Source organism: Enterobacter sp. ECC-249 (assembly GCF_043965265.1).
In the GTDB taxonomy this organism is placed as follows: Bacteria; Pseudomonadota; Gammaproteobacteria; order Enterobacterales; family Enterobacteriaceae; genus Enterobacter; species Enterobacter quasiroggenkampii.
Window position 1 is genome coordinate 2,647,845 of record NZ_CP143660.1, and the last position, 13,996, is coordinate 2,661,840.

At 56.6% G+C, this 13,996-nt stretch carries 11 protein-coding genes; 6 read left to right on the top strand and 5 right to left on the bottom strand.

The genetic code is table 11. The features are described from left to right. Positions 1 to 14: 14 nt before the first annotated feature. Positions 15 to 686, bottom strand: coding sequence for an MgtC family protein (locus tag V1587_RS12775; protein WP_371897537.1), 672 nt, complete (start codon positions 684 to 686; stop codon positions 15 to 17). Positions 687 to 1,141: 455 nt separating this feature from the next. On the opposite strand from V1587_RS12775, the gene V1587_RS12780 reads away from it, so the two are divergent. Next, positions 1,142 to 2,347: an MFS transporter gene (locus V1587_RS12780; RefSeq protein ID WP_371897536.1), complete on the top strand. Its 1,206-nt coding sequence runs from the start codon at positions 1,142 to 1,144 to the stop codon at positions 2,345 to 2,347. 19 nt (positions 2,348 to 2,366) lie between these two features. On the opposite strand, the gene V1587_RS12785 is transcribed toward V1587_RS12780, so the two are convergent. Beyond that, complete coding sequence (locus V1587_RS12785; RefSeq protein WP_028013015.1) at positions 2,367 to 3,356, bottom strand: 2-hydroxyacid dehydrogenase; 990 nt, start codon at positions 3,354 to 3,356, stop codon at positions 2,367 to 2,369. A gap of 326 nt (positions 3,357 to 3,682) precedes the next feature. Between V1587_RS12785 and V1587_RS12790 the strand changes: the two genes are divergently transcribed. The 4 genes from V1587_RS12790 to V1587_RS12805 all read left to right on the top strand — a co-directional run bounded on the left by V1587_RS12790 (position 3,683) and on the right by V1587_RS12805 (position 7,374). Further along, positions 3,683 to 4,006: a hypothetical protein gene (locus V1587_RS12790; protein ID WP_371897535.1), complete on the top strand. Its 324-nt coding sequence runs from the start codon at positions 3,683 to 3,685 to the stop codon at positions 4,004 to 4,006. 215 nt (positions 4,007 to 4,221) lie between these two features. Continuing rightward, a complete protein-coding gene (locus V1587_RS12795; protein ID WP_371897534.1) occupies positions 4,222 to 6,861 on the top strand; it encodes a YdbH family protein in 2,640 nt (879 codons plus the stop codon). After that, positions 6,858 to 7,049, top strand: coding sequence for a YnbE family lipoprotein (locus V1587_RS12800; protein WP_008502388.1), 192 nt, complete (start codon positions 6,858 to 6,860; stop codon positions 7,047 to 7,049). The genes V1587_RS12795 and V1587_RS12800 overlap by 4 nt, the downstream gene beginning before the upstream one ends. Before the next feature lie 7 nt (positions 7,050 to 7,056). Beyond that, a complete protein-coding gene (locus tag V1587_RS12805) occupies positions 7,057 to 7,374 on the top strand; it encodes a YdbL family protein (RefSeq protein WP_371897533.1) in 318 nt (105 codons plus the stop codon). Here V1587_RS12805 and feaR read toward each other — a convergent pair whose 3' ends face one another. Then, positions 7,375 to 8,283, bottom strand: a complete 909-nt coding sequence (feaR, locus tag V1587_RS12810) for a transcriptional regulator FeaR (protein WP_371897767.1) — start codon at positions 8,281 to 8,283, stop codon at positions 7,375 to 7,377. A 241-nt stretch (positions 8,284 to 8,524) separates the two neighbouring features. On the opposite strand from feaR, the gene V1587_RS12815 reads away from it, so the two are divergent. Beyond that, a complete protein-coding gene (locus V1587_RS12815) occupies positions 8,525 to 10,024 on the top strand; it encodes an aldehyde dehydrogenase family protein (protein WP_371897532.1) in 1,500 nt (499 codons plus the stop codon). A gap of 88 nt (positions 10,025 to 10,112) precedes the next feature. On the opposite strand, the gene V1587_RS12820 is transcribed toward V1587_RS12815, so the two are convergent. Further along, the gene (locus tag V1587_RS12820; protein ID WP_371897531.1) at positions 10,113 to 11,219 is read right to left on the bottom strand and encodes a membrane-associated sensor domain-containing protein; all 1,107 of its coding nucleotides are present in this window, start codon (positions 11,217 to 11,219) and stop codon (positions 10,113 to 10,115) included. 118 nt (positions 11,220 to 11,337) lie between these two features. Next, positions 11,338 to 13,611, bottom strand: coding sequence for a primary-amine oxidase (gene tynA / locus V1587_RS12825; RefSeq protein ID WP_395314351.1), 2,274 nt, complete (start codon positions 13,609 to 13,611; stop codon positions 11,338 to 11,340). Positions 13,612 to 13,996: the final 385 nt, after the last annotated feature.

Sequence of the window (13,996 nt, forward strand, 5' to 3'; positions counted from 1 at the left end):
GCCCGGTATCGTGTTCATACTGCGTGACAGCTTACGGATGCCATAATTTTATTCCCGCCAATATTATCCATAATCAGCTCGAGTAATTTCCGGTATTCCTCACGGGTCATCACCTCGGCCCGTATTTCGGTTTTACCTTCTGCCTGCGCCGTATCGCAATAAATGGCTTTCAGGCTTAACGTTAACTCTTTCGCCATATTGACAATATTCTGCCGCACCGCATCTTCATGCTCGTCATTACAGGTAATTTTAAGGACATAGCATTTTTCGCCTTCATGGAGCGCGGGCAGTTGATTAATCCGCTGCGCAGCTTCGCGAAGCAGGATGTTGGCGCACAGAATAATCACGCTGGCCATACCGGCATTCCAGAATTGGCCTAAGCCGCATAACACACCAATTCCGGCTGAACACCACAGCGTTGCTGCGGTATTAAGACCCCGAATATTCATCCCTTCACGCATAATAACGCCTGCGCCAAGAAAGCCTATGCCAGAGACTATCTGCGCTGCAATGCGCCCCGGGCTATCGGGTGACGTCGAGAGGGAACTTAAAATAAACACGGCAGCGCCCGTCGCAACCAGTGCATTGGTACGAAGCCCCGCCATACGCTGGCGCCATTGTCTTTCCGCGCCGATAATTGCGCCCAGCAGCATCGCTGCGAGCAGATGAGAGATATAAGGGAACATCAGCCTGTCGCCTGTTAACATGATTAAACGATAAGCGTCAGCGCTTTACAAAGCACAGTATGACGCCGTTAAAACGCAAAGCATGTCAGCGCGAGGGTGGTGGAAAGAGTGAATGATTAAACATGAACATCGCGATGCCCCACAAACCTGGTCGTTCTTAATGTATTGGGATGCAATCACGTCAGGAGGATTGCTGCCCACCGTTAAGGTAAGCAGCGAGAAATCGCGTCAGCTTACCTTCGTATCGACGATAAAATAACTTTCCAACGAAGGACTCCTGTGAAAATTTATTGCCAGTATAGTCAGGGCCGATAATGAGTAAAGTGAAAAAACAACGTCCGTTATGAATTGTTTAAGTTCGGAAGAGATGTTTTTTAAGACGTCATCTGATTTTCAAAAATACCCGGTATACTACATTTTCTATTTTTCAGGCGATAACAGGCAAGGCAGGAAGTATGTCTCTTCGTTCGCTGCGGGCGTTATGCCTGACAAGTTTTTTCATTGCGGATGTCCGCGATGGCCTGGGGCCTTTTCTCGGTATTTTTCTGACCGAACGCCACTGGACCCCTGATGATATCGGCATCCTGATGACGGCCGGCGGGCTGGCGGGGTTACTGGCCACGCTGCCGGCGGGGTTCATCACCGACACCTCCCGCAACAAGCGCGCTGTGCTCGCGCTTCTGTGCATTCTGATTACGCTAAGCACGCTTCTGCTCTGGTTTAGCCAGCAGAGCGGCGTTGTCGCCCTGTCGCAAATCGTCACTGGTATCTGTGCGGCATTTGTCGGGCCGTTGATCGCCGGGATTACGCTGGGGCTGACCGGGCAGAGCGGGTTCAGCGCGCAGATGGGCAGAAACGAGGCGTTCAACCACGGCGGCAATTTTGTCACCGCGCTGCTTGCGGGCGGCATTGCGTGGTACTGGGGCGTGGGCGGGATTTTCCTGCTGATGACCTGTACCACGCTGCTAACGCTGTGTGCGCTGCTTGCCATTCGCAACAGCGATATTGATAACGATGCGGCGCGCGGGCTGTCCTCTTCTGCGAGCCTGCCGGTCCCCGGTTTTGCCGTGCTGATGAAAAACCGGGCGCTGTTTGTGACCGGACTGACGCTGCTGCTGTTCCACCTGGCGAACGCGGCGCTGTTGCCGATGCTGAGCATGAGGGTTGCCGCGGCACCTGCCACGATCAACCCCGGTTTATATGCAGCCGGTACCGTCATCATTTCTCAGGCCGTGATGATCCCCGTCGCCATCTGGGCTTCGCGCCGGATCGAACATTTTGGCTACTGGCGCTTGATTATGCTGGCGCTGCTGGTTATGCCGGTGCGCGCGGCGCTGGCGGCATCCACGGACGCGCCGTTAATGATGATCCCGGTACAAATTCTCGACGGCCTGGCCGCCGGGATCCTGGGAGTCGTCGTACCATCGTTTATTGTGGTGCTGCTGCGCGGAAGCGGGCACGTCAATGCCGGGCAGAGTGTGGTGATGTTGATGCAGGGAGTAGGGGCATCCATGAGCCCGGCGTTAACCGGGACGATCGCCGGTCATTACTCGTTTGCGACGGCATTCAGTGTCCTGAGCGCGATTGCGCTGGCTGCCGTTCTGATCTGGTGGCGCGTTGCGCACCGCAGCTGGGAAACAAACGCGCCGGGTGAGGCTTAGCCCCCACCCGGCGTAGCACTTAAGCCAGCTCGTTAGGGCAAGGCTCACCCTTTTCTAACTGCTGGAGATTACCCAGCGTGGTTTCCGAAATGCTGATCAGCGCTTCGGCAGTCAGAAACGCCTGATGTCCGGTAAACAGCACGTTATGGCAGGCAGAGAGGCGACGGAACACGTCGTCCTGGATGACATCATTAGACTTGTCTTCAAAGAACAGATCGCGTTCGTTCTCGTAGACGTCCATCCCCAGCGCGCCAATTTTCTGGGTCTTCAGCGCTTCGATAGCGGCCTGGGAGTCAACCAGCCCGCCGCGGCTGGTGTTGATGATCATCACGCCATCTTTCATCTGGTCAAATGCCGCCTGGTTAAGCAGGTGGTAGTTTTCCGGCGTCAGCGGGCAGTGCAGGGAGATCACGTCGGACTGCGAGAACAGCGTCGGCAGGTCGACGTACTCCACGCCCAGATCCAGCGCTGCGGCGCTTGGGTACGGATCGAATGCCAGCAGACGCATGCCAAAGCCTTTCAGGATGCGCAGGGCAGCCACGCCAATTTTACCGGTCCCGATCACGCCAGCGGTTTTGCCGTACATGGTAAAGCCGGTCAGGCCTTCCAGCGAGAAGTTGGCGTCACGGGTGCGCTGATAAGCGCGGTGAATACGACGGTTGAGCGACATCATCATGCCAATCGCATGTTCCGCCACCGCTTCCGGGGAGTACGCCGGGACGCGCACTACCTTCAGACCCAGCTCTTTTGCCGCGTCGAGATCCACGTTGTTAAAGCCTGCACAGCGCAGGGCGATGTACTTCACCCCCTGTTTTTTCAACTCTTCCAGCACCGGACGACTGCCGTCATCGTTTACGAAAATGCAGACGCCTTCACAGCCGTGCGCCGTTTTAGCGGTTTTTTCGGACAGCAGAAAGTCGAAAAATTCAAGCTCAAACCCGTAAGCCTCGTTAACATGTTGCAGATACTTTTTGTCGTACTGCTTTGTGCTGTATACCGCGAGTTTCATAAGACTTTCTCCAGTGATTTTGCATTCACGTTAGCATGATTAAAATTATCTTACAATTTCTAAAATATTATTGAATTCAATAAGTTCTATCAATTATTCTAGAGCATATGTACACCCTAACTCCATGATATTCTTGCTACGAAGAATCTTTGGCGCGTATCTGGTCAGGGGATGTAGAGGAAATTTCATTGGGTAGAGGATGCGAAAAACGCCTGTCTGAATTACGTTAAAGAATGGCAAGAGGGTGCAAAAACTGCAATCCTTCCGGATGTGATGGGACGGTATCAGGAACTGGGTGAATTTCTGATAAAGAGGGAGAATGGTGTATGTCGCAACAGCTGGAGTTGTCCTTATCTCCGCCGGTGCTGCCTGCTTTGTACTATTTTATTGTATCTATTGTCATTTTTTGCTTGTTGTATCTCGGAAAACTCAAGGTCAACAGGCTTCGTAAATATCCTCTGTTGATTGCCTATACGCTGTTTGTGATAGCCATTGCAGCCATCCAGATTAACGTTTTTGCCAACGGCTATGATTTTGTTCGCGGTTTTTTACATATTGATTTTGATCCCTGGCGGTACGACTCGGTGTACTGGGGGTCATTGATATTCGCAATGCTTTACCTGCTGGCAATGCCCAGGAACAGGTATTAATTACTCAGTTATTCCGGTTTCTTCGCCTGAAATTATGCGTAACCCACTGAATCTAAATTGTGTTCTTTAGGTTACGCATAGCAAAAAAGTTACCTCATACTATTTACAGCATCTATCCTTAATCCTGGCGTTAACTTCAACTTAACCGCTAAACATGCGACAATGATCGGCACTGCCGGCTTAATTCTTTCGCTAAATCAGGACATTAACTGCCCATGAAGGGTAAATACAAAGCCGCTCTTGCGCTTTTACTGCTGTTCATACTGGTGCCGCTGACGCTGCTGATGACGCTCGCCCAGTGGGTACCGACGCTCGCCGGGATCTGGCTTCCCGTCGGGACGCGCATCGCTTTCGAAGAGAGTCCGAAACTGACTCGCCGCGCGCTGGTGATCCCCGACCTTCGCTATCTGGTTGAAGACTGCGAAATTGCCCGCATCGATAACGTGACGCTGTCACATCCCAGCCGCTGGAAGCTCGATATCGGCGCGCTGGATCTTAACTCCGTCTGCCTGAGCAAAATTCCCCAGTCGGCGCCCTCAACGGTCGCACCCAAAACGCTGGCCCAATGGCAGGCGGTATTGCCCAATACCTGGCTCACGGTTCACCGTCTGACGCTGTCGCCCTGGCAGCAGTGGCAGGGTGAGCTTCACGCGTCGCTAACCCCGTCCAGCCAGGAAATCGCCTATAAAGGCGAGCAGGTCAGCATTAAAGGCACGCTTCGCGGCCAGACGCTCTCGGTCAGCCAGTTCGATATACGGTTCCCGGACCAGCCGCAGCCGATTAAGCTGGTGGGCGAGTTTACCTTGCCGCTGGTTCCGGATGGCGTGCCGGTGAAAGGCCACGCGGTTGCGACCTTTAACGTGCCACAGTTAACGTCTCTGGTCGACGCCGATCTCGACTGGGAAGATAATCAGGGACAGCTGGTGGTGATGGCGAGAGACAACCCCGAACCGCTTCTCGACCTGCCGTGGCAGATCACGGCGGAACAGCTCAACATCAGCGACGGACGCTGGAACTGGGATCTCTCGGGTATGCCGCTGAGCGGGCGGGTGTCCCTTCGCGCCGACAACTGGCAGCAGGGGCTGGAGAAAGCCACGCTGACCGGACGACTGAACGTATTGACGCAAGGCGATGCGGGGAAAGGCAACGCGGTACTGAATATTGGGCCCGGCAGGCTCAGCATGGAAAACAGCGATATGCCGCTGCATCTGAGCGGCGAGGCGAAGCAAAACGATCTCATCCTTTACGCCAAATTGCCCGCAACGCTGACCGGCAGCCTGTATGAACCGCAGCTCACCTTTGAGCCGGGCGCGCTGCTCCGCTCGCGCGGACGCATCATTAACTCCCTCGATATCGATGAAATCCGCTGGCCGCTGGCGGGCGTGAAGCTCACCCAGAAGGGCGTGGACGGTCGTTTACAGGCGATTCTGCGCGCCCATGAGAACGAGATGGGCGATTTTGAACTCCACCTGGACGGCCAGGCCAACGACTTTTTACCCGATAACGGCCTGTGGCAGTGGCGCTACTGGGGGAAAGGCGGCTTTACGCCGATGCATGCCCGCTGGGATGTCGCCGGGAAAGGCGAGTGGCGCGACAACCTGATTGAGCTGACGGCGCTCTCCACCGGTTTTGACAAGCTCCAGTACGGCACGATGGAGGTCAGCAAGCCGCGTCTGGTGCTGGATCGGCCGGTGCGCTGGCTGCGCGATGCCGAAAAACCGGCCTTCAGCGGCGCGCTGTCGCTCAATGCCGGGCAAACCCGTTTCTCCGGCGGCAGCGTGTTGCCGCCCTCGGTCCTGACCTTCAGCGTCGACGGCACCGACCCGACAATTTTTCAGTTTAAGGGCGACCTCCATGCGGACAAAATCGGCCCGGTACAGGTGAACGGTCGTTGGGATGGCGTGCGCCTTCGCGGACAGGCCTGGTGGCCGAAACAGTCGCTCACCGTGTTCCAGCCTTTGATCCCGCCGGACTGGAAAATGACGCTGCGCGACGGGGAGCTTTATGCGCAGGTAGCTTTCTCGGCGGCGGCCGATCAGGGCTTTGAAGCGGGCGGGCACGGCGTGCTGAAATCCGGCAGCGCCTGGATGCCGGATAACCAGATTAACGGCGTCGACTTTGTGCTGCCGTTCCGCTTCAGCGAGGGAACCTGGTCTCTGGGCACGCGCGGTCCGGTGACGCTGCGCATCGGCGAAGTGGTAAACCTGGTGACCGCGCGCAACATTACCGCGGATTTACAGGGCGATTATCCCTGGACGGAGGACAATCCGCTGCTGCTCACCAACGTGAAGGTGGAGGCCCTCGGCGGGAAGATCACCATGCAGCAGCTGCGGATGCCGCAGCACGATCCGGCCCTGCTGCGGGTGGACAATATCTCCTCCAGCGAGCTGATTAGCGCCGTCAATCCGAAACAGTTTGCCATGTCGGGGCCGGTGAGCGGGGCGCTGCCGTTCTGGCTGGACAACGAAAAATGGATTATCAAGGATGGCTGGCTGACCAATCCTGGGCCAATGACACTGCGCATCGACAAAGATACGGCCGACGCCATCGTGAAAGATAATATGGTTGCGGGCGCCGCGATTAACTGGCTCCGCTATATGGAAATTTCGCGTTCGTGGACGAGAATCAATTTAGATAACCTCGGTGAATTAACCATGCAGGCGACCATCAAGGGGACCAGCCGGGTCGATGGCAAAAGCAGCTCCGTCAACCTGAACTATACCCACGACGAGAATGTCTTTACCCTCTGGCGCAGCCTGCGTTTTGGGGACAACCTGCAAAGCTGGTTTGAGCAACATGCGGCGATACCTGCTCCCCGCAGTTCGACCGGCAAGGAAAGTGAGGAACAACAATGAAAAAGATGGCTGGTGCGCTCACCGTTGCCGTTGCCGCGCTACTGTCCGGCTGTACGCCGCGCATTGAAGTCGCTGCGCCAAAGGAGCCGATTACCATCAATATGAATGTCAAAATCGAACATGAGATCCATATTAAGGTCGATAAAGACGTTGAAACTCTGCTGAAATCGCGCAGCGATCTGTTCTGAGGACGCCATGAAACGATTAGCTCTGATTTTACTGGCGCTGGGGATGAACGTACAGGCGGCTACGCTCACCCTGAACGATGCCCGGGCGCAGGGGCGCGTGGGGGAAACCCTCAGCGGTTATCTTGCCCCTATTCAACAGGATGCCGAAACGCTGGCGCTGGTCAACCGTATCAATGCGGCGCGCACGGAAAACTACCAGAAGCTGGCTGACAGCAATAATTTGCCGGTCGATGAAGTGGCCAAAATGGCAGGGCAGAAACTGGTTGCCCGCGCGCAGCCGGGCGAATACGTGAGGGGCATTAACGGAAAGTGGCTCAAAAAGTAGCTAGCGGTAGCGCCTGCGGTATTCACCCGGCGAAACGCCAAAGCGCTGCTTAAACGCCGTTGAAAAATGGCTATGGTCGGTGAACCCCCAGCTGTAGCCAATGCCCGCCAGCTTTTCATCATCACCGGTAGATTGCAGTGCCTGCGCGCAGAGATCCAGACGACGGTTTTTGATGTACTGCGCCACCACCAGCCCCTTCTCGGCAAACATGCGGTAAAGGCTGCGCACGGACATACCGCTCTCGGCGGCAATCCATTCCGGGCGCAGGGATTCAGACTGAATATTATCGTCAATCAGCGCCACCACGTGCAGGAACTGGCGCTCCTTGCGCGGCTGAATGATGTCACGCTGCTGGAAAGCGGGGCGCAGCAGGCAGATCATCGCTTCGAGCGCCGCTTCGCTCTCCCGGTCACTCAGGTCGGCATTGCTCATGCTCTCCATCAACAGGCGATGGCTCAGCTGTACCGTGGGCAAGGTGCGGGAAAGGGCGGTCGCGCAGCTTATCTCCTGGAAACGACACTGCTGCTCAATAATCTGACGGGGAACCAGGAGCGAAATCTGGCGTGATTTTTCCCGCCAGTTGATCGAGCAGGGACGCGACGCGTCAATCAGCGTGATATCACCGGTTCTGAGCAGCGCGCGACGGTCATCCTGCTCAATTTCCGCGCTGCCTTCAAGCTGGAACACGGTATAAAACCAGGCATCGTTACTCTGCGCGATCTCCTGACGGGAGCGGAACAGGTTAACGCCGCCTGCGGTCACGGTGCTGAGCTTCAGGCTGCGCGCATAGCTGGTCTCCAGCTCGCCGAAAAATTTGCCCCCGGTGGGCTGCGCGTTAAAACGCCCGCAAACCTGGTTAATTTGCGCCAGCCACTGCTGATACTGTTCCTGCTCGCTTGCACACGCCATCGTTTCTCTCACTGCACCGTCAACGTTTTCGCATTGTTGCATTTGTGTTGCATTTTGTCAGAGCTATGAGGCTGACTATAGGAAAGAACACTCACCGGTAACAGCGATATAAGCGGCAATTATCGCGATTTGCGGAGCCTGTCACAGGTGGCAAAGCGAATGTCACAGAGACAAAAGCGAGAACTCAAAACCCCACTTAGACTGGATGAACACCCTGCGAAGAATAACGAAGGAGTATCCTATGTCTGAATCACTGGTGGCTATTCAGCCTGCCGTGCAACAATTTTTAGACCGACAGCATGGCCTGTGGATTGAAGGGCGTCAGGCCGCGTCGGACAGTGAAAAGCGGCTGAACGTCTACAACCCGGCCACGGGCGAGGTCATTGCCTCAACTGCCGATGCCAGCGTCGACGACGTTGACCGCGCCGTTATGTCCGGCTGGCGCGCGTTTGTCGCCCGCAGCTGGGCCGGAAAACTGCCGGCGGAGCGCGAGCGGATCCTGCTCCATTTCGCCCATCTGGTGGAACAGCACAGCGAGGAGCTGGCCCAGCTTGAAACGCTGGAGCAGGGCAAATCCATCAACATCTCCCGTATGTTTGAAGTCAGCTGTACCCTGAACTGGATGCGCTATACCGCCGGGCTGACCACTAAAATTACGGGTAAGACCCTCGACCTTTCCATACCGCTGCCGCAGGGCGCACGCTATCAGGCATGGACACGTAAAGAGCCGGTTGGCGTGGTGGCCGGGATTGTGCCCTGGAACTTCCCGCTGATGATCGGAATGTGGAAAGTGATGCCAGCGCTTGCCGCGGGCTGCTCTATCGTCATTAAGCCGTCTGAAACCACGCCGCTGACCATGCTCCGCGTGGCGGAACTGGCCAGTGAAGCGGGCATCCCTGACGGGGTGTTCAACGTGGTGACCGGCAGCGGCGCGGTGTGCGGCGCAGCGCTGACCTCGCACCCGCATATTGCAAAGGTGAGCTTCACCGGCTCAACGGCGACGGGTAAGCAAATTGCCCGCGCGGCGGCGGACACGCTCACCGGCGTGACCCTTGAGCTGGGCGGGAAAAACCCGGCAATTGTACTCAAGGATGCGGACCCGGCGTGGGTAATCGAAGGCCTGATGACCGGCAGCTTCCTGAACCAGGGGCAGGTGTGCGCGGCGAGCTCGCGCATCTATATTGAAGCGCCGCTGTTTGACACGCTGGTCAGCGGGTTTGAGCAGGCGGTGAAATCCCTGAGCGTCGGGCCGGGCATGTCGCCGGAGGCGTTTATCAACCCGCTGGTGTCGCGCGCCCACTGTGACAAGGTGCAGACCTTCCTTGATGAGGCGAAGTCGCGCAACGCGGAGCTGATCGTCGGTAACCGGGGGCCGGAAGGCAAAGGCTACTACGTTTCGCCTACGCTGGTGGTGAACCCGGATGCCGCGCTGCGCCTGACCCGCGAAGAGGTGTTTGGTCCGGTGGTCAACGTGGTGCGCGTCGCCGACGGGGAAGAGGCGCTTCAGCTGGCAAACGACAGCGACTATGGCCTGACGGCGAGCGTCTGGACTCAGAATATCAGCAAGGCGCTGGAGTACACCGACCGGCTGCAGGCGGGCACCGTCTGGGTGAACAGCCATACGCTGATTGACGCTAACTTACCGTTTGGCGGCATGAAGCAGTCCGGCACCGGCCGCGACTTTGGCCCGGACTGGCTGGACGGCTGGTGTGAAACCAAGTCGGTGTGCGTGCGGTATTAAAAAGCAAGCCGGGTGGCGGCTACGCCTTACCCGGCCTACAACACCTCTAACCGTAGGCCGGGTAAGCGCAGCGCCACCCGGCTTTTATTTAGAGCGACCAACGATCCCGCCCGGCCTCCTTCGCCCGATAGAGCGCCGCATCGGCGCGGGCGATGATCTCGGTGCCCGCCAGCCCCTCCGCCATGCTCGCAATCCCCATGCTCACGGTGACATGGTCGCTAACGGTTGAGGCGCCGTGCGGTATGGCTTCCGTACGAAGGCCGTCCTGAATGCGCAGGGCAACCTTCTCCGCGATGTTTTCCGGGCAGTTAAACAGAATCACCACGAACTCCTCGCCGCCGTAACGCGACACCACATCGTCAGGTGTGCGCACCGACTGCTTCAGCACCCGCGCGACGCGGGTCAGACAGTCGTCGCCTGCCTGGTGCCCGTAAGTGTCGTTGTAGCGCTTGAAATAGTCGATATCCAGCATAATCACCGAGAAGGTTTTCTTCTGCTCAACCGCGTTCTCCAGTACCACCTCCATTTTCCGGCGATTGGCGGTTTTGGTTAACGGATCCTGATGCGCCAGCGCGTCCAGCCGCGAAATCAGCAGCTGATTTTGCTGGTTACGTCGCCAGGCCTCGTCAAACCAGCTCAGCAGAATGAAACGCCCGCAGACCAGGATCAGCGTAAAGACGCTCCAGATAACCACGAAGTGAAGGTTGAGGCCATCGTTCCGTATCCAGCTTGCTATCGGCAGGGTGATCCAGAGCGGGAGCACAAAGGCGAGCAGCCCTTCAGGGTAAAAATAGAGCGCCGTTAAACCGGCGAGTAATAAAATGACGCACAGCGGCCAGACGTGAGGCAGCAGCAGCTGGGTAATGAACCAGAAGCAGGAGACCGACCAGATGGCGCTACAGATAAACAGCACCACGCTGATTCCGGCGATACGCCGCCAGGCCATGAGGATCAGCGCGGCCGAGAGGATGATAATGCCGAGCATGGAGGCATCGACCATTCTCGTCAGCTGCGGCGAGTGGGGATAAAGGGGATCGCTGGCCTTAAGCAGGACGTGTCGCAGCAGGATCATCACCGCGAAGCTGATATTGACGAAGGCCAGCCACGGCAGGTTCATCGCCAGCCCGTGCATGACCATGGCATGGCGCGTTGGCCATGTTGCCCGTTCAAGTGTCGGTTTTTTTCTTTTTTCCATAAAGCCCTTTCCCGTCCGGGGGATAAATCATGCAGGTGAGATATCAGTAACTATAAGCAAGCCAGGGCGATCCTCAAACGCCAGGGCAAAAAAAACCGGGCTATTGCCCGGCGGATGTTTATTTTTCGTCTTTCTTCTTCCCGAGCGTTGGCGTCTCGTCGAAGAAGTTCCACGGTTTAAGGAGGGTATGCACCCATTCCGTTGGCATAATCGGCCACTCTTCCGCGCGCGCTACGTGGGTGGTGCCGGTGGTCATCCAGACCACGTCATCCTGGTCGTTGAGCGACTCGTTATCCTTGCTGTACTGTCCGAGGCCCGTGTCGTGGATGGAGCGGTTAGGGAATTTGCCTTCCGGGTAGAGCTCATCCGGGTGGTAGCGGGTCACCCACAGCTGTTTGTCCATAAAGCTCAGGCGATGGTAGATCCACTCGTCCGGGGCAAATTTCGCCCCCGTCGCCACCGGGTGCGTGCCGCCCGCGTAAGGGATAATCTGGTACGAAACCGGGTTGCCCATGCGGTTCTCTTTACTTATGTTGCTCAGCAGTCGAATGGTGCCCGGGTCGAACTTCTGCGCCGCCTGCTGCTCGGTATCAATATCGTACTGATTGATCTGCATGGTGCTGGTGCGCGGGCCACCGGCGGTATTCGGCTTCACTTCCGGATCCATGGCCACCAGCTTGTTGTTGATGCCGTCCACGTCCATATCGAGACGGAAGTTGTAGATGTGCTGGTGCGTGGTGCCCACGATGTTGTGGTCGATCAGCGTGCCGTATTTTGTATCGTCTTTGGCGGTGGCATCGTGCATGGTTTTCGCCTGCACGCCTTTCACCGCTTCGATACCCGTCGCACCTGCGTCAATGCCGATGGTGCCATTTTCATGGAACACCCAGTCGAAGATGTAATCGTAATTACCCACGGTGCTCACCCAGCGCACCACCAGTTCGCGGCGCTCGGTGCTGACGTTAGGCTGGCCCATCTCCTGATGCTTATATTCCGGGCCCGCGTAGCGTTCGAAAATGGCGATTGCGCGCGGGATCTCCATCGGCGCGCCGGTGTAGTCCGGGATGGTTTCATTGAGCATCACGGCGTTTGACGGCACGTCTTTACCGCGTACCAGCGGTGAGGTCAGGGTGCCCATGCCGTAGTCGCCGGAATCAAGATAGGCCTTAAAGTACCAGCCCACGTCCGGATCGCCGTAGGGGACAATCATGCCGCCGAGCGACCCCTGATACATAATCTGGCGTTTTTTGCCGTTGTCGTTATAGGTGACGGTTGAAATCATCGGGCCGACGCGGGAGTCCAGGCTCAGGTGGAAGTCCCAGTTCTGCCAGTGCACCATATCGCCGGTAATGGTATAGTTCTTGCCTTCCGGCTCAATGATGTCGAGCGGTTTTTTCGGCGTCTCTATACGGTCGCGGCCATCGTAGGGGCGCGGCGTCATCGGAACCGGAACAACGGCACCTTCCTCAATCTTCTGGATTTTCTTCTGCTCAAGATCGACCACGGCCACCAGGTTCTCAATCGGGTGCGCCCAGTAGTTGCCGTCGCCGACATCCAGATAGCTCACCACCTTCAGCAGGCGATCTTCCTGCTTCAGGCCATCTTTACCGTCGAAATAGCCGACGGTCAGCGGCGTGGTAATCACTTTTTTCGGGTCGGTAATGCCGTGTTTTTTAAGCACCTCGGCAAACTCGGTGCTGTCGTTGATGATCTGCTGTACCACGGTGAAATCATCCAGCAGCACCATGCCGTGCGCGTCTTTCACCGGCTCCCAGCGCAGGATTTTTTTATCCTTCAAATCCACCACGCTTTCGATAACGTGCTTTCCATCGAGCATCACAATCTTCGCCTGACGCGGGGCATCCACCGGCGTTCCGTTAAGCACAAAGTCCCATACTTTGGCTTTCTCTGGCTCAGCAAGGGCGATCTGGGTAAAGCGGGTATTCGGTTTAAAATCCGCCGAGGCTTTGACAATCTCAACGGCCTGCTTAATTTCGTCCGCCGTCAGCGCGTTTAGCGGGTGAGGACGTTTTTCAACCTGGAAAGTCTGGTCAAGGCCGGACTGGAAAACATCGTTGATGAAGCTGTCAGAGATAAAGGCTTTTTTGCCTTTCATCACCACCGGCACCTCGAGCTTGAGGGTTTTCCCGTTGACGATGGCGGTTTTAGCGCCCGGTTTGACCTTCACAAAGGCGCCGTCTTTCGCAATGGTGAACATCTGTGCGTAATCATCCCACTGAACGTCGGCGCCAAAGTCCTGCAGCGTCTTATCCATCGGGACCATATGCGCCTCACTGCCGTGGGCGAAAACAGGGGATTGCCAGGCGCAACACAGCGCAACGGCCATAGCCAGCGCCGTTCTACGGGCAGAAAAAGAAGAATTGCTTCCCATCGTAGACCTCATCTTGTTGTGTTTATTGTGTTGTGACAGCCTTATCCTGACAGGCGCCTGATAAAAGCGTTTGCCTGCATCTGCCAGATTATTTGTCAGTCTTGCCAGGTTAAAAAAAGAGCGGGGATAAATCACATGCCGCGCCATTTCCTCTTCCCATTGAGGCTGAGGGAACCCCACAAATGATGTCAGCACAGACGGCCCCCTCTCCCTTGAGGGAGAGGGCTGGGGTGAGGGGGAACATACGGCTGTGGTGGTCATTCCGTTCACTTTATGTTCCTTACTACTCTGTAACGACATGACCGGTGAACGTGCCAGGGTGGCTCAGTCGCCACCACCCTGGCAACCCGGGCTCCCGGCGGTAAATCGCCGCTTCGCGGATTGT